At 40.2% G+C, this 20,976-nt stretch carries 22 protein-coding genes; 17 read left to right on the top strand and 5 right to left on the bottom strand.

Features of this window, described 5'->3' with window-relative positions:
- Positions 1-27 precede the first annotated feature (27 nt).
- The 6 genes from OFY17_RS05500 (at position 28) to OFY17_RS05475 (ending at position 5,331) form a co-directional block, all read left to right on the top strand.
- Positions 28-912 carry a septal ring lytic transglycosylase RlpA family protein gene (locus tag OFY17_RS05500; RefSeq protein WP_263529721.1) on the top strand — a complete coding sequence of 295 codons (885 nt, stop codon included), beginning with the start codon at positions 28-30 and terminating at the stop codon, positions 910-912.
- Between the two features lie 75 nt (positions 913-987).
- Positions 988-2,136 carry a D-alanyl-D-alanine carboxypeptidase family protein gene (locus tag OFY17_RS05495; protein WP_263529720.1) on the top strand — a complete coding sequence of 383 codons (1,149 nt, stop codon included), beginning with the start codon at positions 988-990 and terminating at the stop codon, positions 2,134-2,136.
- A 23-nt stretch (positions 2,137-2,159) separates the two neighbouring features.
- The gene (locus OFY17_RS05490) at positions 2,160-2,465 is read left to right on the top strand and encodes a YbeD family protein (RefSeq protein ID WP_263529719.1); all 306 of its coding nucleotides are present in this window, start codon (positions 2,160-2,162) and stop codon (positions 2,463-2,465) included.
- Positions 2,465-3,109, top strand: a complete 645-nt coding sequence (gene lipB, locus OFY17_RS05485; protein ID WP_263529718.1) for a lipoyl(octanoyl) transferase LipB — start codon at positions 2,465-2,467, stop codon at positions 3,107-3,109. The genes OFY17_RS05490 and lipB overlap by 1 nt, the downstream gene beginning before the upstream one ends.
- A 1-nt stretch (position 3,110) precedes the next feature.
- Positions 3,111-4,070: a lipoyl synthase gene (gene lipA / locus OFY17_RS05480; protein ID WP_263529716.1), complete on the top strand. Its 960-nt coding sequence runs from the start codon at positions 3,111-3,113 to the stop codon at positions 4,068-4,070.
- Positions 4,071-4,443: 373 nt separating this feature from the next.
- The gene (locus OFY17_RS05475; protein ID WP_263529715.1) at positions 4,444-5,331 is read left to right on the top strand and encodes a GNAT family N-acetyltransferase; all 888 of its coding nucleotides are present in this window, start codon (positions 4,444-4,446) and stop codon (positions 5,329-5,331) included.
- A gap of 9 nt (positions 5,332-5,340) precedes the next feature.
- Here the strand turns inward: OFY17_RS05475 and OFY17_RS05470 are convergent, their stop codons facing one another.
- Positions 5,341-6,042, bottom strand: a complete 702-nt coding sequence (locus tag OFY17_RS05470) for a hypothetical protein (RefSeq protein ID WP_263529714.1) — start codon at positions 6,040-6,042, stop codon at positions 5,341-5,343.
- A gap of 185 nt (positions 6,043-6,227) precedes the next feature.
- On the opposite strand from OFY17_RS05470, the gene parC reads away from it, so the two are divergent.
- The 3 genes from parC (at position 6,228) to bfr (OFY17_RS05455) (ending at position 9,577) form a co-directional block, all read left to right on the top strand.
- Complete coding sequence (parC, locus tag OFY17_RS05465) at positions 6,228-8,525, top strand: DNA topoisomerase IV subunit A (protein ID WP_263529713.1); 2,298 nt, start codon at positions 6,228-6,230, stop codon at positions 8,523-8,525.
- A gap of 100 nt (positions 8,526-8,625) precedes the next feature.
- Complete coding sequence (gene bfr / locus OFY17_RS05460) at positions 8,626-9,099, top strand: bacterioferritin (RefSeq protein ID WP_263529712.1); 474 nt, start codon at positions 8,626-8,628, stop codon at positions 9,097-9,099.
- Positions 9,100-9,112: 13 nt separating this feature from the next.
- Complete coding sequence (gene bfr, locus OFY17_RS05455; RefSeq protein ID WP_263529992.1) at positions 9,113-9,577, top strand: bacterioferritin; 465 nt, start codon at positions 9,113-9,115, stop codon at positions 9,575-9,577.
- 19 nt (positions 9,578-9,596) lie between these two features.
- On the opposite strand, the gene OFY17_RS05450 is transcribed toward bfr (OFY17_RS05455), so the two are convergent.
- The 3 genes from OFY17_RS05450 to OFY17_RS05440 all read right to left on the bottom strand — a co-directional run bounded on the left by OFY17_RS05450 (position 9,597) and on the right by OFY17_RS05440 (position 11,347).
- Positions 9,597-9,791: a (2Fe-2S)-binding protein gene (locus tag OFY17_RS05450; protein ID WP_263529711.1), complete on the bottom strand. Its 195-nt coding sequence runs from the start codon at positions 9,789-9,791 to the stop codon at positions 9,597-9,599.
- A 204-nt stretch (positions 9,792-9,995) separates the two neighbouring features.
- Complete coding sequence (locus OFY17_RS05445) at positions 9,996-10,643, bottom strand: DsbA family oxidoreductase (RefSeq protein ID WP_263529710.1); 648 nt, start codon at positions 10,641-10,643, stop codon at positions 9,996-9,998.
- A gap of 29 nt (positions 10,644-10,672) precedes the next feature.
- On the bottom strand, positions 10,673-11,347 hold the full coding sequence (locus OFY17_RS05440; RefSeq protein ID WP_263529709.1) for a DNA-3-methyladenine glycosylase I: 675 nt from the start codon (positions 11,345-11,347) through the stop codon (positions 10,673-10,675).
- A 135-nt stretch (positions 11,348-11,482) separates the two neighbouring features.
- Here OFY17_RS05440 and OFY17_RS05435 point away from each other — a divergent pair, with 135 nt between their 5' ends.
- The 5 genes from OFY17_RS05435 (at position 11,483) to OFY17_RS05415 (ending at position 15,809) form a co-directional block, all read left to right on the top strand.
- Positions 11,483-12,208 (top strand): pyridoxine 5'-phosphate synthase, encoded by a 726-nt coding sequence (locus OFY17_RS05435; RefSeq protein ID WP_263529708.1) that lies wholly within the window; start codon positions 11,483-11,485, stop codon positions 12,206-12,208.
- Between the two features lie 2 nt (positions 12,209-12,210).
- Positions 12,211-12,819 carry a tRNA-uridine aminocarboxypropyltransferase gene (locus tag OFY17_RS05430; RefSeq protein WP_263529707.1) on the top strand — a complete coding sequence of 203 codons (609 nt, stop codon included), beginning with the start codon at positions 12,211-12,213 and terminating at the stop codon, positions 12,817-12,819.
- 36 nt (positions 12,820-12,855) lie between these two features.
- Complete coding sequence (locus tag OFY17_RS05425) at positions 12,856-13,149, top strand: DUF1244 domain-containing protein (protein WP_263529706.1); 294 nt, start codon at positions 12,856-12,858, stop codon at positions 13,147-13,149.
- A 76-nt stretch (positions 13,150-13,225) separates the two neighbouring features.
- The gene (locus OFY17_RS05420; protein ID WP_263529705.1) at positions 13,226-13,843 is read left to right on the top strand and encodes a transglutaminase-like cysteine peptidase; all 618 of its coding nucleotides are present in this window, start codon (positions 13,226-13,228) and stop codon (positions 13,841-13,843) included.
- A 10-nt stretch (positions 13,844-13,853) separates the two neighbouring features.
- The gene (locus tag OFY17_RS05415) at positions 13,854-15,809 is read left to right on the top strand and encodes a bifunctional diguanylate cyclase/phosphodiesterase (RefSeq protein ID WP_263529704.1); all 1,956 of its coding nucleotides are present in this window, start codon (positions 13,854-13,856) and stop codon (positions 15,807-15,809) included.
- Between the two features lie 84 nt (positions 15,810-15,893).
- Here the strand turns inward: OFY17_RS05415 and OFY17_RS05410 are convergent, their stop codons facing one another.
- A complete protein-coding gene (locus tag OFY17_RS05410) occupies positions 15,894-16,256 on the bottom strand; it encodes a hypothetical protein (protein WP_263529703.1) in 363 nt (120 codons plus the stop codon).
- Positions 16,257-16,389: 133 nt separating this feature from the next.
- Between OFY17_RS05410 and OFY17_RS05405 the strand changes: the two genes are divergently transcribed.
- The 3 genes from OFY17_RS05405 to OFY17_RS05395 all read left to right on the top strand — a co-directional run bounded on the left by OFY17_RS05405 (position 16,390) and on the right by OFY17_RS05395 (position 20,887).
- On the top strand, positions 16,390-18,786 hold the full coding sequence (locus OFY17_RS05405) for a type I secretion system permease/ATPase (protein ID WP_263529702.1): 2,397 nt from the start codon (positions 16,390-16,392) through the stop codon (positions 18,784-18,786).
- A gap of 2 nt (positions 18,787-18,788) precedes the next feature.
- A complete protein-coding gene (locus OFY17_RS05400; RefSeq protein WP_263529701.1) occupies positions 18,789-20,120 on the top strand; it encodes an HlyD family type I secretion periplasmic adaptor subunit in 1,332 nt (443 codons plus the stop codon).
- A gap of 128 nt (positions 20,121-20,248) precedes the next feature.
- Entirely contained in the window at positions 20,249-20,887 is a 639-nt protein-coding gene (locus tag OFY17_RS05395) for a response regulator transcription factor (RefSeq protein WP_263529700.1), read from the top strand.
- The last annotated feature ends 89 nt before the right edge of the window (positions 20,888-20,976 follow it).

The following is a 20,976-nucleotide window of genomic DNA, read 5'->3' as shown; positions in this document are numbered from 1 at the left end:
TTTGCCTGTATTATGTTGAGTGGCTGTATGAGTACAGAGCATGTGCTAGGTAAGAAAAATATTGATTATGATAAGGCATCTGGTGGAGGTCGATATTCCATTTTGCAAGACCATGCACCATCAGGCGATATTAAAGTCGACCATTTACCAGATCTAGTCCCCAAATGGGAGCCAAAAAGTCGTGGCGGTAATAAAAACCCATATGAAGTTTGGGGGAAAAAATATTGGGTGTTGGACTCTGCTAAAGGTTATGTAGCAGAAGGTACGGCATCTTGGTACGGTAAAAAGTTCCATGGCCACAAAACTTCAAATGGTGAAATTTATGATATGTATGCTTTTTCAGCAGCACATAAATCTTTACCTATACCAACGTATTTAAAGGTGACTAATTTAGATAACCAGCGAACGATTATTGTCAGGGTTAATGATAGAGGGCCTTTTCACGGTGATCGTCTGATTGATTTATCTTATGCTGCTGCTGCGCGTTTGGATTATCACAAAAAAGGTTTGGCTCGGGTCAAAATCGAAGCTATTACCCCTGAACCAAATGAAACTTATACGCCTACTCAGTCTATTGTAAAAAGTAATGAGAGTACCAGCCAAACTTCCCCTGCCGTTTTGCCTGCACAAGAGCCAATATCAAGTACGGCCAGTAATAGCTCTGCGAACATGGTTTTCAGTCACCTTCAGTTAGGGGCATTTAGCTCAGATGAATCGGCTAGTAGACTTAAAAATCGACTGTTTGAAGCCTATGACATGCAAGTGAAAGTCTTTATTAATAAACAAAATGACAACTTGTATAAAGTATTGGTTGGCCCGTTTGAGGAACTAGGTGATCTAACTCAATGGCAAGAAAAACTTGAGTTAGACGGTTTTGGAAAACCAGTACGAGTGGCTTTATTGCCCAACTAACGTGACCTATGGACTAGAGATTAAGGTCTCTCTCTAGTATTATTTAGCAACTTTTTAATCGATGACATTTTTAATATGAAAAAAATTTGGCTTGTTCTATTTTTTATATTCAGCATAGCGAGTAGTTCAGTTTTTTCTGCTGTTTCACTTATTCCTGCGCCACCTCAATTATCTGCTAGTAGTTATATATTGATGGATGCCTACACGGGTGAAATATTGGTGGAGCACAATGCAAACACGGCTTTGCCTCCAGCTAGTATTACTAAGTTGATGACGGCCTATATCATTGAATATGAGTTAGCGCGTGGCAATATTACTTTAGCCGATAAAGTGCGTATTAGTGAGAAGGCATGGAGAATGAAGGGCTCACGTATGTTTATACGTGAAGGGACTCAAGTCTCCGTAGAAGATCTGCTGCGAGGCATTGTTATTCAATCGGGCAATGATGCTAGTGTTGCTATGGCTGAATATGTTGCAGGTAGTGAGTCGGCATTTGCTGATTTGATGAATCAACATGCGCAATTACTTGGAATGACAAATACTTATTTTGTGAACTCAACAGGTTTTCCTGCTGAAGGGCACTATTCTAGTGCCAGTGACATTGCAAAATTATCCAGAGCAAAAATACTACAGTTCCCTGAGAACTATAAAATGTACTCTGAAAAAGAGTTTACCTATAACAATATTCGCCAGACGAATCGAAATAAACTGTTATGGCAAGACAAAACAGTAGATGGTCTAAAAACGGGTCATACAGAAGAAGCAGGTTATTGTTTGGCCGCTTCTGCGATACGTAATGGCACACGCTTAATATCTGTTGTTATGGGAACAAATTCAGATAAAGCTCGTGCAGCAGAGTCGCAAAAACTACTTAATTATGGTTTTAGATACTTCCAAACACGCAAACTATATAGCCGTGGACAAGTCATTAGTAATGCCCATGTTTGGGGTGGCAGTGCAAACAGTGTGAAAGTTGGTTTTGCTGAAGATGTGTTGGTTACTATGCCTCGCCAACAAAGTGACTCAGTTCCTGCATCACTTGAATTGAATAAAGAGATCACAGCTCCTATCGCTGTTGGTGATGTTCTAGGGAAAATTGTTGTAGGAGTTGATGGTGATGTTCTAGTGGAACGCTCTGTTGTTGCATTAGAAGCGGTTGAAGAAGGCGGATTTTTTAAGCGACTCTTCGATAATATTAAACTTTTCTTTATGAATTTGTTTTAGGTCTTAGCGAGTAAATATAGGTAATGGCATTAATTACAAAAAATGGTGATCAAGCAGCGAATGCTGAGGATGCACCTAAAATAGAGTTTCCTTGTGAGAATTATGTGATCAAAGTAGTTTCTCAGGACCTAGAAGGAATTCAATCTAGTATTACTAATTGCTTGTTAGTTCATGCTCCAGAGATGGATGTGAGTGCAATTAAAGTTAACCGTTCCAGCAAAGGTCGTTTTATTAGCTTTAGTTTTCGTATCGTAGCGCAAAGTGAGAAACAGCTCGCAGCACTACATAGTGACCTAATGTCTATTGAAGCTGTTAAGATGGTCATGTAATGGCATTAAATTTGGTTTGCCGAGATTTAGGGACAATTGAATACTCGGAAACATGGCAACGGATGAAAGAGTTTACACAAACTCGGACTAAAGAAGATGCCGATGAAATATGGTTGTTAGAGCACCCGCCTTTATTTACCCAAGGTCAAGCAGGAAAAGCCGAGCATCTTCTTGCTCCTGGTGATATTCCTGTTGTGCAAGTCGACCGTGGTGGTCAGGTGACCTACCATGGCCCAGGTCAATTAGTGGCTTATGTCCTAATTGACTTAAAAAGGCTTGGGATTGGTGTTCGAGATTTAGTAACAGCGTTAGAAAACGCCATAGTTAGTACTTTATCTATCCATAATATAGAAGCTTATCCTAAACCAGATGCCCCAGGTGTTTATGTTGATGGACATAAAATCGCTTCTTTAGGCTTGCGTGTCCGTCGTGGGTGCTCATTCCATGGTTTAGCATTAAATGTGGATATGGATCTTTCACCGTTTAATCGTATTAATCCATGTGGTTATCAAGGTTTGCAGATGGTGCAAATGGCTTCTTTTAATAAAGAGGTCAAACTACAGAATATTAAAGTTCAACTGGCTAAGCAGCTAGCTGAACAACTCGGATTTGAAAATCCGACGATCCAACAAGGGTGGAAATAGAATGACAGCAGAACGCAAACGCGTTGTTCAAGGGGAAAAACTACGTGGCGCTGAAAAGATGGCACGTATCCCAATTAAAATTATTCCTACAGAAGAGATTCCACGTAAGCCGGATTGGTTACGAGTTAGAATGCCTGCATCACCAGAAATTGCTCGTATAAAAAGTACTTTACGTGAGCATAAACTGGCCTCTGTATGTGAAGAAGCTAATTGTCCTAACTTAGGTGAGTGCTTTAGTAATGGTACTGCCACCTTCATGATAATGGGTGAGATTTGTACTCGTCGTTGTCCTTTTTGTGATGTTGCCCATGGTAGACCAAATCCATTAAGCCCAGACGAGCCAAAAGAACTGGCAGCGGCAATTAGAGACATGAAGTTAAAATATGTTGTTATTACTTCTGTTGACCGAGATGACTTACGTGACGGTGGTGCTCAGCACTTTGTTGATTGTATCAATGAAACTCGTGCAGCGAGCCCAAATATAGAGATAGAGACACTAGTGCCAGACTTTAGAGGGCGTATGGATGTAGCTGTAGATACTTTACAGATGGCTCCACCAGATGTTTTTAACCATAACCTTGAGTCTATACCACGTTTATACCGTCAAGTTCGACCAGGCTCGGACTATCAGTGGTCTTTGGATTTGTTGAAAAACTTTAAAGATCGTTGTCCTGATGTACCAACAAAATCAGGTTTGATGGTTGGTATGGGTGAAACTTTCGAAGAGATTGTGGAAGTATTGAAAGACCTGAGAGCCCATAATGTCGATATGTTGACGATTGGTCAGTATTTGCAGCCTTCTAAACATCACTTCCCTATGGATCGCTTTGTTCCGCCAGAAGAATTTGCTCGTTATGAAGAAGTGGCAAAAGAGTTAGGCTTTACACATGCCGCATGTGGCCCTCTTGTTCGTTCTTCTTACCATGCAGATAAGCAAGCCCATGGTGAGCGAGTTTCATAGTTTAATTTGTTATTGCTAAAAACGGAGTTAAGGAAACTTAACTCCGTTTTTTTATTTATGGGGGGCTTATTTTAGATAAAAAAAACCCGCTAAGGAGGCGGGCATAAAAGCTATCCATATCCCTGATTATTAAGGGGCAAATAATCAGGTAGACCTATTTCAATACTTGGTACTTTTCCTAAAATAAAAGGTGTTTTACTCTGACAGTCTGTTTTTATGAGGTGGAGTTCATTCACAGAATAAGTTTCGATGTCTATAATTTGTCAGTATAGGCCTGTCCATAATATTCTAGACATTAACTATAGTCCTAAAGTTCAAAAAGAGTGCCTAAATGGCTATTTTTATCTAATACTTTTTCATACTTAGAGTTTTTATGACCATATTTAGTTCTCCAGAAAAAGCTCCGTACTACGCTGTTAGTCTATCTAGTTGCTTGATAATCGAAGATATTACATACCGAATTTTACTTGAAAAAATGCTTCAGCTAGCGACAGAGCAAGATGGCTTTCTTGGTCTTGAAAGTGGCGGCGGAGAAGTGGGTTTTGTAAATACCTATTGGCGGACGAAAGAGGCGGCGCAGGCTTGGATAAATCATCCGACTCTTAGAAGGGTGCTCTCAATAGGAGAAAATGTCTGGTATCAAAGTTACTCAGTGAAGCTTGTTGAGGTTTTAGAGTCTAGCGAATTTAAAAATACTTCGATTGATCCGCATGGAGGGCGTTATCCAAAACTTATTACTCCACGTGGCGTTCTCACTATCCTGAATGAATCGCAAGCTCATTTATTACATGAATACGTTAATGAAGAAAAAGCCTTTCTCGCACCTTGGGAGCCATTCCGTGATGAAGGTTATTATTCCTTGGGTACATGTCTGTTAAGAGTTAAGGAAATGCGTCGAGATTTTCTTGAGGATAAGGCTGTCACATTTTGCTTTTTATCTCCTGATGAAAGCAAAATGCTGGGCTATACAAACTACTCAGGCTTTGTCCGCGGTGTGTTTCATGCTTGTAATTTAGGTTATAGCTTACGTGAAAAGGAGCAAGGAAAAGGCTTGATGAAAGAAGCACTTGAAGAAGGAATTAAATACTTACAGCAAAAGTGCCATATGCATCGTATCCAAGCCAGCTATATGCCACGTAATGAAAAAAGTGCCTCTGTGCTGAATAATTTAGGGTTCGAGAAAGAAGGTCGAGCTAGGGACTACTTAAAAATAAATGGAGTATGGGAAGACCATATTTTAACGTCTTTAATATTAGATTAGAGAGTACTTTCAAGGTCTTTTTAGAATCAGTACCCGACCTTTTGATGAGCGTTGGCTTGTTGTGATAGAAAGTGCAATAACGCTTGTGGTGCTCTGGTTCGCTATTGCTCTTGCGACTTTTTTGAAAAATACTTTTCCTAGTGCATCGCATTCTTCCATCTTTGTTTTTTTGTCGGAAATTAAGACCTTTCCATTTAGAGGTAGAAGGTATTGGGTTGCTTCTTTTTGATAATAAAGTGGCTCTGTGTAATGGGGTGGGTAAAGCTCTAATGAGATTCTGCCTAACTGCCCTTGCCATAGTGGCCAGGATTGAGTGTGATTTCGACCTACAACGGACTCCACTGTCCCAGAAGAGACCTTTTGCAGTGGGATTGCGGCATTGTTTGAATGACTTTTTTTAAATTGAATGAGGCAGATCTCTGTGCTCGGAGAGAGAAGAGTGGCAATGTTGAGCTCTCGCGCTCCTAGCCAGACACCTTGTTGCTCCTTTAAGGCTGTTTCTTTGTCATTTTGTTTTAAGTAGATAGACCCTTTAATCACAAAGCAGAATGTATCTTTTTCATACTGGTAGAAGCGTGTAGGGGTTGCGGTTTGGTATAGGTATTCGTGAGTGATATAGAGTTCATCATCTTGAAGGATAATAACGCGTTCGCTTGGTTCACCTAAACTGTAGCGAATTGGCTTGGGCGTTATTGGATTATCTTCCTGCATATGAGTAAACCTTTTTTGAGCAGTCCCTATCGAAAGGGGTTAATATACTTATTTTCATGGTAATCTTATAGACAGTTTTCTGGCCTATAAACATTGTGTCAAATGTTTAAGGTATTGTAATAATTTGAGAATATACTTGTATTGTTTTATTTATACATGCAAATGTTGATAGAAGGAAATCTTCCTTGAGTGAGTTGTCAAATTTTGAGTCTAATGAAACCCTTTCATTAAAAGACTACACCGAAAAAGCGTACCTCAATTACTCCATGTACGTAATTCTAGATCGAGCATTACCCCACATAGGTGACGGTTTGAAACCAGTTCAAAGGCGTATCGTCTATGCCATGAGTGAACTGGGTTTGAAGGCGACAGCCAAATATAAAAAATCCGCACGTACTGTGGGTGATGTGTTAGGTAAGTTTCACCCACATGGTGATAGCGCTTGTTATGAAGCCATGGTTTTGATGGCTCAACCTTTTTCATATCGCTACCCTTTAGTTGATGGTCAAGGTAACTGGGGGGCTCCAGATGACCCTAAGTCCTTTGCTGCGATGCGTTATACGGAATCCCGTTTATCAAAATATGCAGATGTACTCTTAAAAGAAGTTAGCCAAGGCACGGTTGATTGGGTTCCCAATTTTGATGGCACGATTCAAGAGCCATCCGTTTTACCTTCACGACTTCCCAATCTGCTGTTAAATGGTACAACAGGTATTGCTGTTGGTATGGCGACGGATATTCCGCCCCATAACCTACGTGAAATAGGCAGTGCTTGTATTCATCTTTTAAATAACCCAAACGCTGAGTTAGAAGACTTGTTGGAGTTTGTGCAAGGGCCTGATTTTCCTACCGGTGGCGAAATTATTACCCCAAAGAGTGACATCGTAAAACTCTATGAAACGGGTAAGGGCCAAATCAAGTCAAGGGCGCGATACACCTTGGAAGAAGGTGAAATTGTCGTTAATGAACTTCCTCATCAAGTATCGGGAAGCAAGGTTCTCGAGCAAATTGCAGCACAAATGCAATCGAAAAAGCTGCCAATGATTGTTGATCTTCGAGATGAATCCGATCATGAAAACCCGACGCGTTTAGTTATTGTGCCTAAGTCGAATCGTGTCGATATCGAAGCAGTTATGACACATTTATTTGCTACGACTGATTTAGAAAAATCTTATCGCGTCAATATGAATGTCATTGGCCTAGATGGTTTACCACAGGTTAAACCGCTAAAGAACTTTTTAACTGAATGGCTAAAATTCCGCATCGATGTCGTTCGTCGTCGTCTACAATTTCGTTTGGATAAAGTGTTAGACCGCCTGCATATTTTAGAAGGTTTGTTGATTGCCTATCTAAATATTGATGAGGTTATCGATATTATCCGTACAGAAGAGAAGCCAAAGCTTGAGTTAATTTCGCGTTTTGGTTTAACGGATAAACAGGCTGAATCTATCCTAGAGTTAAAACTTCGTCACCTTGCTAAGCTCGAAGAGATGCGTATCAAGGGTGAGCAGGATGAGTTAGATAAAGAACGAAAAAGCCTTGAAGGTTTATTATCTTCAGATAAAAAGCTGAAAAAGCTCATTACTGATGAAATACAAGAAGCGGTTGATCTATTTGGTGATGATAGGCGTACCCCTATTGTTGCTCGAAAGGATGCTCAGGCGTTTAGTGAAGAAGATTTACTATCTAATGATCCAATTACTGTCATTATATCTAAACAAGGTTGGATTCGAGCAGCAAAAGGTCATGAAATTGATGTTCAAGGCCTGAGTTATAAATCAGGGGATGAATTCTCCATTAGTACGAAAGGCCGCTCTAATCAAACATTAGTATTACTTGCTTCAAATGGTCGTACGTATTCTATAAAAGCGCATACTTTGCCTTCTGCTCGTGGACAAGGTGAACCTATTACTGGGCGTATATCATTAGATAAGGGCTGTACTATTGTGGCCGCTATGCTCAATAGTGATGACTCCTATTGCCTTATAGCCAGTGATGCAGGTTATGGCTTTGTGGCCCAGTTGAAAGATCTTTATGCTAAAAACAAAGCAGGTAAAGCAACACTAACCCTTCCTTCTGGCGCAAGAGTGATACCTCCAGTATTGGTTGAAAACCCTGAAGAGGGTCGTGTCGCCGTGGTATCCAATGAAGGGCGCATGTTGGCCTTTCAAGTGGCTTCTCTGCCTAAAATGGCAAAGGGTAAGGGAAATAAGATGATTAATATCCCTGCATCAAGAGCGGCAGAGCGAGAAGAGTTGGTTGTTGCTATGGCTTGTGTGCAACCAAATGACTTATTAACAGCTTATGTCGGTAAGCGTTTCATGTCTTTTACAGAGAAAGACTTAGAAGAATATATGGGAGAGCGAGGCCGTAGAGGTCTGAAGCTTTCAAGAGGCTTCCAGAGAATAGATCGCCTTGAAGTGAAAGTTGGGGAAGGTAAATTGTCGAAAGGGGATTTAACACCTAAACTTGACTTACTTTAAAGAGAAGTCAGGAGAGTTTTAAAGTACAAGTAAGGCTTCTATGTGGCGTTTAGGCATAGAAGCTGATTGTGGATGTTCGTTTCAATAAGAGGAAATAAAAATGAAGGGCAGTCAAAAGGTAATAGACAGTTTAAATGCACTGTTGGCAAATGAGTTAGCGGCGATCGACCAATATTTCATTCATTCTCGTATGTATGATGATTGGGGCTTAGATAAATTATATGAACGCCTCAACCATGAGATGGAAGAAGAGACTCAACACTCAGATTGGCTTATTAAGCGAATTTTGTTTTTAGAGGGTGTTCCTTGCATGACGAAACGCCGTGACCTTCTTGTTGGTTCAGATGTTAAATCTATGATGTCTAATGATTTAACACTTGAATTGGAAGTGGTTGAAAGCGTGCGTAATGCCATTGCCATTTGTGAGTCAGAAGGTGACTACCAAACTCGTGAAACATTAGAGAAGTTGTTGTTCGATACTGAAGAAGACCATGTTTATTGGTTAGAGAAGCAGCTTGGCTTGATCGAAAAAATTGGTATTCAGAATTACCATCAATCTCAAATGGCTAACTAATTAGGAGGCTATGATGAAAGGTGATCTTGAAGTAGTTGCTAGCTTAAATAAAGTATTGGCAAATGAACTTGTTGGTATTAACCAGTATTTTTTACATGCACGCATGTTTAAAGATTTTGGCTTTGAAGCTTTAGATAAAGCGGATTACAAAACATCGATTCAGAAAATGAAAAATGCCGACAGGCTAATTGAGCGAGTGCTATTTTTAGAAGGCTTGCCAAACCTGCAGGACTTAGGTCGTTTGCGCATCGGTGAGACAAGTGAAGAGATGATCTCTGCTAATCTGGAATTTGAATTGGACACTTTGCCTGCTCTAAAAGCAGCAATTGATTTGTGTGAACAGAAAAAAGATTTTATGAGTCGAGATGCGCTTGAGAAAATCTTAGAAGAGCAAGAAGAGCAAATTGATTGGCTTGAAACACAGCAGCACTTAATTAAGAGCTCAGGATTGGAGAATTATTTACAATCAAATATGTAATTTGTTGAGGGTGAATGCATTAAGCCACTTGAACTTGAACTTCTGCAATTTTAATTAGTTCACTATTTAGTAGTTTTTTAGTGCACTGACAGCATTTTCCGCACTGGCTTCCTATGCTGTGTTCTTTGTATAGTTCACGCATGGAAGTCAGGCCTTCTTGGATTGAAGCTTTAATGTCTTTATCTGATACCTGATTACATATGCATATGTACATAAATGAAAATCACTCGCGCTAATGTTCCGATTTTTTGATTCTATTATCAATAGGAATGATTATCAATAGTTTATCTCTTATTATTTTATTAGTAAGTTTAAAAAGATGATTTACGCGATATAAGAAAACAGATATGGAGTTGCTTCCATATCTGTTTTCTTGAAAAAAGATTTTTTTATAGAATAGATTGCAGTGAGAGAATTACTACTTTGGACTGTCTTTTGTAGCAATGTCTGTAAGAACTTTTAGAAAAGATTCCGGATCATGGGCACCGTGAACCATATATTTGTCGTTGATTACATAAGTTGGTGCAGACTTAATATCCAATTGATGCAAACGTTCTAATTTTTTTTCCACAATAGATTTTGCTTTCTCGGTCTGAGCATATTCAATATCTGTTTCCTTCATCCCAATACTCAACGCCACTTCTGTAAGAATACTGTTTGAACCAATATCTTTGCCATCAGTAAAGTAGGCGCGATAAAGCGCTGTTGAAAATGGTGTGGCTAAACTTGATTTGGTTGCCGCTAAAATAAATTGGTGCGCTAACCTTGTGTTTGGAATACGGTCTTTTTCTGAAAAGTTAAACTCTATTCCAGCTTCGATACCAACTTGTTGTAATGCATGAGTCGCTTCATTCAGTTTCTCAGGGCTGCCAAATTTTTTAGCTAAATAGGTTTCTCTGTCTTCTCCAGTAGGGGAAACCTCAGGATGCAATTCAAAGGGTTGCCAGCGTATGTCGATGCGATAGTCATCACCTAGCTGATCGATGGCTTGTTTTAAACGAGTGTATCCTAGGTAACTCCAAGGGCAGGTTACGTCTGCAATGATGTCGATGCGAAGATCGGCCATGGTTTCTCCAAGTAAATATGTTTTTAAGATTAGTTGACGCTAAATGCAATGCATTGGCTGATTTCAGTTAAGGACCGTCCACTTTCTTTATGCCAGTGATTGAAGGCGTCTTGGGCACAGTTTAATGCAGATAAAGTGTTTTTTCCTGTGGTTATTATTCCATGCTGGCGTAAATACCTTTCAACATCTTTAGTTAATAGAAATGTGTCTTTTCCCATAACTCGTAATGTATAGGGGCCAGTATTACCGCCTAAGCGAGCTCCACTCTTTTTTAGGTAAGCCCATAAGTTCACAATATCATTAACAGGCCAGTCAGCGATGAATTGACTAAAAGAAGAGTGATTTTTTTGGCGGTTATGAATCATGAAAGCGTTTTCTTTTATGGTCAGAACTTTGCCAAAATGTCGAATGATACGAGGGTCTTGAGCTTTTTTCTCCCATACTTCATCAGGAAGGAGTAACATTTTCTCTATATCAAAATTAAAGAATACTTCCTCGAAGGCAGGCCATTTATTACGTACCACTTGCCAGCTAATACCGGATTGAAATATTTTTTGAGAAAAAGCCGCTAGCCATCTGTCATCTTTATGTTGGAGGAGCTTTTCTTTAGTGAGAGGCTTTATAAGAGTTGCTTCTAGTTGCTGTATTCCGCCATGGCGTATAACGGCACGTTGATAGATGGTTTCGAACGGTTCGTATTGCATTGCTGACTCCTTGGGGCAGAATGAAGTTTATCATAAGGTCTTTAATAGTTGCAGGCTCGCAGAGTTCTTTGTTGTTTTGCTGCTGATAGAGTTACTTTATAATGCAGATAAATAATTGAATTGAGTAAGAAAATAATGACACATTTAAGTGTGAACCTAAATAAGATTGGCTTGTTGAGAAACTCACGGGGTAGAGATTACCCAAACTTAGTCGATATGGCTGAGCGAACATTGAAGTTGGGTGCGTTTGGAATCACGATTCATCCAAGACCTGATCAAAGGCATGCAACTTATCAGGACGCTTATGATCTAAAAGAATTGATGAAGCGATACCCAGAAGCTGAATTGAATATAGAAGGCTTTCCAGATGCTCAATTTCTTTCAGTCGTTTTAGAGGTTGAGCCTCATCAATGCACATTGGTGCCAGATGACCCTAATCAACTTACATCCGACCACGGCTGGAATGTTGCAAGAGATCAAGATGCCCTAAGGCCTGTTATAGCAAAACTTAAAGAGAAAGGAATTCGTGTTGTTCTGTTTATGGATCCTGTGGCTGAAAATATGGCTATAGCGAAAGAAGTTGGAGCAGACCGTGTTGAACTTTATACGGAGGCTTACGCGAATTCATATGGTAAAGAAGGTTCGACTGACGTGCTCAACCAATATCAGGAAGCGGCACAAGCCGCATTGGATGCTGGCTTAGAAGTTAATGCTGGTCATGATTTAGATTTGGATAATGTACAAGCATTATGTGAATCTGGACGCATCGCTGAAGTGTCCATTGGTCATGCATTGACAGTTGAGGCTTTAAATTACGGTTGGGATAATGTTGTAAAAGCGTATCTAAATAAGCTGGCGTAGTGATGCCTGAAGATATACATCATTGTAAAAGGCAAAAATGCTCACGATGTGATTTTTTGGTGAGCCAGTGTGTGTGTAAGTGGCTGCCAGATCTGGCGACAAAGTTAGACATAATTATTTTGCAAGATGAGAGAGAGGCTAAAAATGCAAAAAACACAGTTTCTCTATTGCGTTTAGCTTTACCGCAAGTAAAGTGTATTTCAATAAAAGACACGAGTAGCGTTAGGAGTACTCTAAACAGCTTAGATAAAGGCTATTGGTATTTGGTGTTTCCTTGCGATAGATCTACACCAATCGAGACCGTAAAGGAATCCGAATTGAAGCAGATGAAAGGGGTTGTATTGCTAGATGCTACATGGCGGAAGGCAAAGAAAATGTATATTACAGAGCCTAGTCTACAATTATTTAAGTCCATTGAGTTTACTTCTGCTCCTGCAGGTAATTATGTCATTCGAAAATCACCGGATGCTCAATCCTTATCAACATTAGAAGCTTGTGCTTATGCTATAGAGAAAATTGCAGGCGAGGATATGGAAGCGTTACGTGTATTTATGAGTAAATCGCAAAGCTGGCAATGGCGAAAACAGCCGGCAGCGCATAAGCATTCCTAACTTTTGTCTTAAATAACAAATGATTTAGAGGGTTATATGGATAATCAAACTGAGATAGAAGCGGCTGTTTTTCGTCGTTTGCTTAAACATTTAGATGAAAATAAAAATGTGCAGAACATTGATTTGATGAATCTAGCAGGCTTTTGTCGTAACTGTTTGAGTAAATGGTATGTGGCAGAGGCTCAAGAGCGGAATGTGGATGTATCATATGATAAGGCTCGAGAGTTTGTTTATGGTGAGCCGTACGAGTCGTGGAAGGTTAAACATCAGCCTAAAGCAACGGCTCAGCAACTTGCAGAGTTTAATAGTAAAATGGTTACTGGTAAGTAACTAGTAGATGAAAAGTTGGCTGCTTTCATCTTTTGGTTTTGTAAAAGCATACAGGCTTTTGGTTTGTATGCTTTTTATGCTGTTAGTTTTGCCTGTGTATCTTTCTGCGAATATTTCAAGTAAATATCAACAATTGGCAAAACAGGCAGGTACAGTTTATGGTGGGAGTGCGGAACAGCGTGTTTTAGCTTGGCGTCAGCTTATTAATGAGTCTCAGTCTTTTACGGTCGCGCAGAAGTTGAAAGCTGTTAATGATTTTTTTAATCAGATGGAATTTGTGAACGACATCGATTTGTGGGGGAAAGAGGATTATTGGGCGACCCCTATTGAATTCTTAGGAATGCAAGCGGGTGATTGTGAAGACTATACCATTGCTAAGTATTTCACTTTAAGAGAGTTGGGCGTTCCAGATGAAAAGTTGCGTTTAGTGTATGTTAAAGCATTAAGTTTAAACCAGCACCATATGGTTGTTGCCTACTATCATAAACCCACTTCTATCCCTGTTGTTTTGGATAACCTTGATAAAGAACTGAAGCCTACGTCCAAGCGTAGAGACTTGTTGCCTATTTACTCTTTCAATGCTGAGAATTTGTGGTTGTCGAAAGAAAAAGGGCGTGGTGTGTTAGTCGGAGGCTCATCAAGATTGAGCTTATGGACAGATTTGAATAACCGTTTAAATACGGTTACCAATTAGGAGAATGTAGATGACACTGTTTCGCCAGTTGATGTTGACAATTATAGCTATCTTTTCATTGATGCTAGCGGTTGTTATGGCAATCAATTTTAATACTACGAAAGGGTATTTGATTGGGCAGTTAGAATCGACCACTCAAGATTCAGCGACATCATTAAGTATGTCTGTTTCTGATTTTATGGCTTTGGAAGATTATGCGTCTGTTGAGAGCAGCATTAATGCTGTTTTTGATAGCGGTTATTTTTCTGAAGTCAAAGTGCATGTCTACAATACGGAGTCTGATATTGTCCGTAGTAATAAGACTCATATTGTAGGGGTGCCATCTTGGTTTGTTGACCTTATTGATTTTGATGTGCCTGTTGCTAAAGCCATTATCTCTAACGGCTGGAGTGAGCTTGGTCAGGTGTATATAACTGGTAGTGCAGGATACGGGTACAATCAGTTGTGGTTGGCGACACGAGATCTCCTTATCTGGTTTTTTGCTATTGGAGCTATCACGCTTGTTTTAGGTAGTATTGCCCTTCGCTATTTGTTTAAGCCCTTATCCGAGTTAGAAAAGCAGGCAGAAGCCATTCAGCAAAGACGCTTTATAAAAATGACGAACATACCGAAGACCCGGGAGTTACGATCGGTTGTTCTGTCTATGAATCGCATGGCAGAGAAACTTGAAAAAGAGTTTGCATCAGAAGTGCAGACAGCGGAATGGCTACAGCAGAAAGCTTTTAGGGATTCTGTTAGTGGCTTAGGCAATCGTAATTTCTTCGAGAGTCAAATGAAGTCTCATTTTGCTGAGCCAGAACGCGGGCAAGATGCATTGGCGCTGATTAGTCTTGCAGACTTAGCAAAGCTAAACAACGAAAGAGGCTATGAATCAGCGGATATGTTTATCCAGTCCGCAGCTGAAATCTTATCTAAAAAAATATCCGCTATTTCTTCTTTTGCTATCTTGGCTCGGTTGTCGGGTGCGGACTTCGTTGTTCTTATTCCAAACTTTGGGCGTAACCAGTTTGAATTGGTATTGTCTGAAATAATGAAGGAGCTTCTAGAGCTGCATACGGCAAGTATTAGCTATTCGTCTGCAGTGGCTAATATTGGAGCGGTTATTATTGATGCAGGTGTTGAGCGCTCAAATGCGATGTCACAAGCTGATGAGGCTTTACGGGAGGCTAAGCGTCAAGGTGAGAACTCAACCAATATTATTGACCTGCAGGCTGTTGGGCGTAGTGTGGCTATTAGCCGGACAGATTGGAAAGGAATTCTCGAGCAGGCCATAGAGCGTCGTTCTTTTTATCTCAAAAAACAGAAAGTAGCGTCTTTGATTGATGGTGGTGAGTCTGTTCTGCATGAAGAAGTTTTTATTGGGCTAGCTCATGGGGATAAACAGTACCATGCAGGCCACTTTATCGGCTTAGCTGGTCAATTTGATTTAATTAGTCAATTAGATCAAGTGATTATCGAGAGGGTGATAGATTGGCTCAAGTCTAAGCATCAATCTGCGCCACTTACGGTGAATTTATCTGCTTCCTCATTTGCTAAACCTGATTTTATTGATTGGTTAGGTGGAGTTTTAAATGGGCTTACGAGCGATGTAAAAAGTAAGCTCATGTTTGAGATGTCTGAGCAAGGTGTTCTAGCAGAAGAGGATCAAACAAAAGTTTTGGTTGATCTGCTTAAGTCCCATCAAATAGCTTTTGGTATCGATAATGTGGGCAAGCAAATATCTGCTTTCCAATATTTACAGGTACTCATGCCAGATTATGTGAAGATTGATTCGTCCTATACACGCATGGCTGCTGGTAAAGAATCTGAAGCCTTCTTTATGCATACGCTATGTAAAGTCTTTAATAGTTTGAATATTGAAGTAATTGCAACGGGCATTGAGAAGCCCGCTCAACTTAAAGCCCTAGCGAGTTTTGATGTTGTGGGTGGGCAGGGGTACTGTATCGGGCGAGCAGAAGAAATGTAATTAAAGCCCTCTTAAAGGACTTTAATGTAGTGGTTAGCGGTGACTCTTATACACAGATGATTAAATAAAATATGGGCATGTAAATTAGATTAAAGAGTCACCATCAATATCTTCATCGTCTGAAATTAGTGTGTCATCGAAGCCGCTATGAACATTACGTACCCATTTTCTACTAAGAAGCTTTTTCTGCGCAGGTATAGGAAGTTCAGTGAAACGGATCAAACGTTTTTCAGTAAGAAGATCGATAAGGTCTTCTATGATACGAAGCATGTCAGAGTCTGAATTCGATAGCATTTCCTGCGTGTCTGCGGTTGTCGACGCAAATTTCTTTTCTAGAATAGCTGCAACAGCGGGTTCGTCAGGGGCAACTAGTAACTTGTAGTCGTCAGATTGCTCTGTTGCGACATCTAGTATCTTTCCTTCCCCGTTTACTTTTGCGTATAACATGTTGATTTCCTTTTATGCGTGGAATAGTATCGAACAGGCTTATTAATTCCATGGTACTAAATAAATAAGGTCTTGATCTAGAGGCATTATTACATTGATTGAGAAAAATTTTAGTTTAGGAGAAATATAGAGTATGTCTGACTCTAAGCAACAGAAACAGGATTCTCGCTCTCCCATCAAAGCTGACCCCTCAAAAGAAAAGGTAGCTGCTAAGGCTAAAGCACCCGACGCATTGGCCAGTGATGCGTCAAAAGAGAAAGTCGCGCCTAAACAGCAAGCAGGAGCGCAAGAACAAGGTGTTTCTAAAGAGCAAGGTGTTTCTAAAGAGCAAGGTGTTTCTAAAGAGCAAGATGTTTCTAAAGAGCAAGATGTATCGGAACAACAGGAGTGGGATACAGAAACTATCCATTTGGAATACCCCAACCCACTTTTAGATTGTTTAGTGCTATTAAGTAAAATTTTCCACAATCCTTATAGTGCGGATGGTGTGGCGTCAGGCTTGCCTATTAACGAGCAAGGCATGACCCCTGAGCTTTTCAGTCGTGCGGCAAAGCGTATTGGCATTAACACTCGTTTTGTTAAAAGATCGTTTAATAAAATTCCAGATATGATCTTGCCTGCTGTATTGTTGCTTAAAGACAAGCAAGCTTGCGTATTAGTTGAGGTAGATCGTAAAAAAAATATTGCGAAAATTTTACGCTCTGAGTCTGGTGAGGGTGAAGTCACCTTATCTCTTGATGAGTTATCTGAGTCCTATACTGGCTATTGTTTCTTTGTTAGACCTGTCTACCGTTTTGATAAGCGTTCTGAAAAGCACCATGAGAAAGCGAAAAAAGGTCATTGGTTCTGGGGAACTATTTCGCAATCGTGGCGTATTTATCGTGACGTTTTTATCGCCTCATTAATTATAAATATCTTTGCAGTCGCCAGTCCTTTATTCGTGATGAACGTTTATGACAGGGTCGTGCCTAATAATGCTTTTGATACCTTATGGGTGTTGGCAATAGGGGCGTCAGTCGTTTATTTATTTGATTTCTTGCTGAGAACTCTGAGGTCTTACTTTATTGATATAGCAGGAAAAAAATCAGATATTCTTATTTCTGCAGCCATTTTTTCGAAAGTAAATAATATTACTATGGCTTCCAGACCTCAATCGATAGGGGCTTTTGCGAAAAACCTCCAAGAGTTTGAGAGTATTCGAGATTTTATAACGTCAGCGTCGGTCACGACTCTTGTCGATATCCCCTTTATGTTTTTGATCATTGCTGTGATTTGGATGATTGGCGGGCCTGTTGGTTACATTCCTTTAGTGACTGTCGGCTTGATTATTATGTATAGCCTGATTATTCAAATACCCTTGCGCAAATCGATAGAGGAAGGTCAGAAAACGGCTTCTCAAAAGAATGCTGTACTGATTGAAAGTCTCTACAACGCTGAAAGCGTTAAACTAAACAATGCAGAAGGTGTATTTCAGACACAATGGGAAAATGCAGTCGGAAACATTGCTGATTGGGGGGTGAAAACTCGCCAGCTATCTCAGTCATGTTCTGCTTTTGCTATGGTGGCTCAACAGTTAACTACTGTTGTCATTGTCGTAGTGGGGGTTTATCAAATATCAGAAGGTTTAATGAGTATGGGGGCCTTGATTGCAACGGTTATGCTTACTGGGCGTGCTCTTGGCCCTATGGCTCAAGTAGCAAGCTTAGCGACACGCTATAACCAAGCTAAGTCTTCATTCGCTTCACTTAATGAAATCATGGCCTCTCCTGTAGAAAACCCTGACGATGTTAAATTTGTTCACCGCCCAGCATTTAAAGGAAACTTTCAGTTCGATTCGATCAACTTTGCATACCCTGAGCAAGAGCAGTCTGCAATTAGTGATATAAATATTAATATCAAACAGGGTGAGAAGGTGGCCATTATCGGCCGTATAGGTTCAGGTAAGTCGACTTTAGGTAAGCTAATGACTGGCTTATACACCCCTGCTAGTGGCGCTATTCGTATTGATGGGGTGGATATTCGTCAAGTTAACCCAACTGACTTAAGGCGTAACATAGGTTCTGTGTCTCAAGATGTGAACCTTTGTTATGGCTCAATAAAAGACAATATAGTAATGGGCGTTCCTTACATGGAAGATGAGGCGATCATTCGTGCGGCTGAGCTTTCAGGAGTTTCTGAATTTGCTAACCGTAAACCGAGCGGTTTAGATAGTTCAGTGGGCGAACGTGGTGCGTTACTTTCAGGTGGCCAAAGGCAAAGTATTGCTATTGCTAGGGCTCTACTGTTTGATCCGCCGATTCTTATTTTGGATGAGCCTACAGCGTCAATGGACAATACCACTGAGACTCGTATGAAACGTCGTCTTATGAACTGTGTAGAAGATAAAACCTTAATACTGATTACTCATAAAGCATCCATGTTGGACATGGTTGATCGTATTATCGTAATGGATAATGGGCGCTTGATAGCTGACGGACCAAAAGCTCAAGTACATGAAGCACTTCGTCAAGGTAAGTTGAAGGTTAGTTAATTATGAGCAGTAATAGCCAGATTTCCCAAACCGACTTGGATTATTTAACCGATCGAAATGCCGCGCTTATGCTTAAAACACCGAGAGGTGGGCGTATCATACTTTGGGTTATTTTTATTTTTGTCGCTACCGCTTTAGTGTGGGCAAATTATACCTCTTTAGATGAAGTTACTGTCGGCGACGGTAAAGTTATCCCATCGAGTCAAGTGCAACAAATTCAAAACCTCGAGGGGGGGATACTTAAGGAAATTAATGCTCAAGTAGGTCAGGTGGTCGATAAAGGCCAAATCCTAATGACGATCGAAAATACTGAAGCCTTATCTTCGTTGCGTGAACAGCAGGCAGAGTATATTAACTTGCAAGTTAGAGCGATCCGTTTACAGGCAGAGTCTTATGGTGAAGCGCCTAAATTCGATACCGATGAGGTGAAGGATTATCCCTTAGTTATTAATCGTGAGTTAGATCTCTATAAGAACAGGGTGGAATCCTTGCGTGCAACTCAGGTGAGTTTTCAGCAGCAAATTGAGCAAAAGAAACAAGAGATTGTTGAGCTGCAAGCCAAGTTGGAAAACTTAAGGCAGAGTTACGGCTTTTCAAAAGAAGAGCTTGATTTAACACGACCTGCTTTCCAGCAAGGGGCGGTATCTAAAGTAGAAATGCTTCAGTTAGAGCGAGAAGTGAATCAGCTAAAAGGCGACTTGAGTGCTACTGAGTTGGCAATTCCTAGAGCTCGTTCTGCATTACGTGAAGTGGAAGGTAAACTGGCTGAAAGTGAGGCGACTTTCCGTACCGAGGCTCAGGAAGAGCTGACTAATGTGCGAAGTAAGTTAGACCAATTGAAAGAAGCCACGGTGTCTTTAGAGGATAAGGTTTCTCGGACACAAGTTCGTTCTCCAGTAAAAGGGATAGTAAAACAAATCCAAACAAATACCGTGGGTGGCGTTATTAAACCTGGTGTGAATATGATGGAAATTGTCCCTATCGAAGATTCATTGTTGATTGAAGCAAAAGTTCGACCAGAAAATATTGGCTTTATTCAGCCTGGGTTTAATGCAGTAGTAAAATTGTCGGCTTATGACTTTGCAATATTTGGCGGCTTACGAGGCAATGTTGAGAATATTAGTGCCGATACTATTCTTGATGAGGAGGGTAATAGCTTTTATCTCGTAAGGGTAAGAACGGACAAAAACTATTTGGGCCCTGAAGATGCGAAACTATCAATCATTCCTGGTATGCAGGCGACCGTAGATATTCTTACCGGTAAAAAAACTTTGTTAGATTATATGCTTAAGCCTATTCTGAAAGCGAAGAATAATGCCTTGCGAGAAAGGTAGTTATAAATAGTTATGATAACAAATGTTAACAGTTAGGCTCTTTGTTACATTTTGTCTTTGTGATGTACTTCTTGGCCTAAGGTTTTCTTTGATAATTTAATTGTAGTATTTGAAAAGGCGAGACTGGTTTGAAAATTTTGTGCTGGAACACTGATGATGCTGTATGGAAACATTGGAGCCAAGTGAGTAGTGAAGAGTCGTCTTTAGTTCGAGTGAATAGCTATCCTGCACTACTAGAAACGCTTGAAAACTCCGTTTTTCAGTATTGTTTTATTTATCTGCCAGAAAAAAACTTTTCTCAGCAGGTCGAAGAAGTCATTGCTTTACGTTCTAAATACTCGAACTTAAAAATTATTGTATTCCCATACCAGTTAGATCAGAGTTCAGCACTTAGGTTGTTTGCTGTAGGTGTTAATGGACAATGTGCTCCTTACATTGGCGAAGAGCAGCTTGGCTTGGTTTTATCTGTTGTTAATTCTGGTGAGATCTGGGGCGGGAAAGCATTTATTCAACAACTTATATCCCAGTCATCTGCAAACGCTGTTTTTGATGAGAAGCCAGAAGATAATCAGCTTCAAGATTTATCTGAGCGTGAGTTGGATGTTGCACGTCTTATTGCCAAAGGCTTTTCTAATAAACAAATCGCTATTGATATGGATATTACTGAACGAACAGTCAAAGCGCATATGACCTCGATTTTTAAAAAAACTCATACCAAAGATAGATTGTCTCTTGCGCTGTTGGCGCAATCTTACTTCCCCGATTAGTCTTGATAGCGTATAGCTAAGAGCAAACTTATCCACTCAGCTAATGATGTTTTGCTCTTTAATCTTTTGTGAAAGATTGTTACGCATTG

The sequence above is a fragment of the Marinomonas sargassi genome, from assembly GCF_025716875.1.
Classification (GTDB): domain Bacteria; phylum Pseudomonadota; class Gammaproteobacteria; order Pseudomonadales; family Marinomonadaceae; genus Marinomonas; species Marinomonas sargassi.
The sequence above is the reverse complement of the archived record's forward strand: the minus strand, read 5'-3'. Positions and strand labels throughout refer to the sequence as shown.

Bases quoted from the DNA above. Each gene is read 5' to 3' on its own strand.
- OFY17_RS05400 (WP_263529701.1), top strand. From the start codon at position 18,789: ATGAGCAGTAATAGCCAGATTTCCCAAACCGACTTGGATTATTTAACC.
- bfr (WP_263529712.1), top strand. From the start codon at position 8,626: ATGAAGGGCAGTCAAAAGGTAATAGACAGTTTAAATGCACTGTTGGCA.
- OFY17_RS05500 (WP_263529721.1), top strand. From the start codon at position 28: ATGAGTACAGAGCATGTGCTAGGTAAGAAAAATATTGATTATGATAAG.
- OFY17_RS05405 (WP_263529702.1), top strand. From the start codon at position 16,390: ATGTCTGACTCTAAGCAACAGAAACAGGATTCTCGCTCTCCCATCAAA.
- bfr (WP_263529992.1), top strand. From the start codon at position 9,113: ATGAAAGGTGATCTTGAAGTAGTTGCTAGCTTAAATAAAGTATTGGCA.
- OFY17_RS05410 (WP_263529703.1), bottom strand. From the start codon at position 16,256: ATGTTATACGCAAAAGTAAACGGGGAAGGAAAGATACTAGATGTCGCA.
- OFY17_RS05445 (WP_263529710.1), bottom strand. From the start codon at position 10,643: ATGGCCGATCTTCGCATCGACATCATTGCAGACGTAACCTGCCCTTGG.
- lipB (WP_263529718.1), top strand. From the start codon at position 2,465: ATGGCATTAAATTTGGTTTGCCGAGATTTAGGGACAATTGAATACTCG.
- OFY17_RS05430 (WP_263529707.1), top strand. From the start codon at position 12,211: ATGCCTGAAGATATACATCATTGTAAAAGGCAAAAATGCTCACGATGT.
- OFY17_RS05440 (WP_263529709.1), bottom strand. From the start codon at position 11,347: ATGCAATACGAACCGTTCGAAACCATCTATCAACGTGCCGTTATACGC.
- OFY17_RS05475 (WP_263529715.1), top strand. From the start codon at position 4,444: ATGACCATATTTAGTTCTCCAGAAAAAGCTCCGTACTACGCTGTTAGT.
- OFY17_RS05420 (WP_263529705.1), top strand. From the start codon at position 13,226: ATGCTGTTAGTTTTGCCTGTGTATCTTTCTGCGAATATTTCAAGTAAA.
- lipA (WP_263529716.1), top strand. From the start codon at position 3,111: ATGACAGCAGAACGCAAACGCGTTGTTCAAGGGGAAAAACTACGTGGC.
- OFY17_RS05490 (WP_263529719.1), top strand. From the start codon at position 2,160: ATGGCATTAATTACAAAAAATGGTGATCAAGCAGCGAATGCTGAGGAT.
- OFY17_RS05495 (WP_263529720.1), top strand. From the start codon at position 988: ATGAAAAAAATTTGGCTTGTTCTATTTTTTATATTCAGCATAGCGAGT.
- OFY17_RS05415 (WP_263529704.1), top strand. From the start codon at position 13,854: ATGACACTGTTTCGCCAGTTGATGTTGACAATTATAGCTATCTTTTCA.
- OFY17_RS05435 (WP_263529708.1), top strand. From the start codon at position 11,483: ATGACACATTTAAGTGTGAACCTAAATAAGATTGGCTTGTTGAGAAAC.
- OFY17_RS05470 (WP_263529714.1), bottom strand. From the start codon at position 6,042: ATGCAGGAAGATAATCCAATAACGCCCAAGCCAATTCGCTACAGTTTA.
- OFY17_RS05450 (WP_263529711.1), bottom strand. From the start codon at position 9,791: ATGTACATATGCATATGTAATCAGGTATCAGATAAAGACATTAAAGCT.
- OFY17_RS05425 (WP_263529706.1), top strand. From the start codon at position 12,856: ATGGATAATCAAACTGAGATAGAAGCGGCTGTTTTTCGTCGTTTGCTT.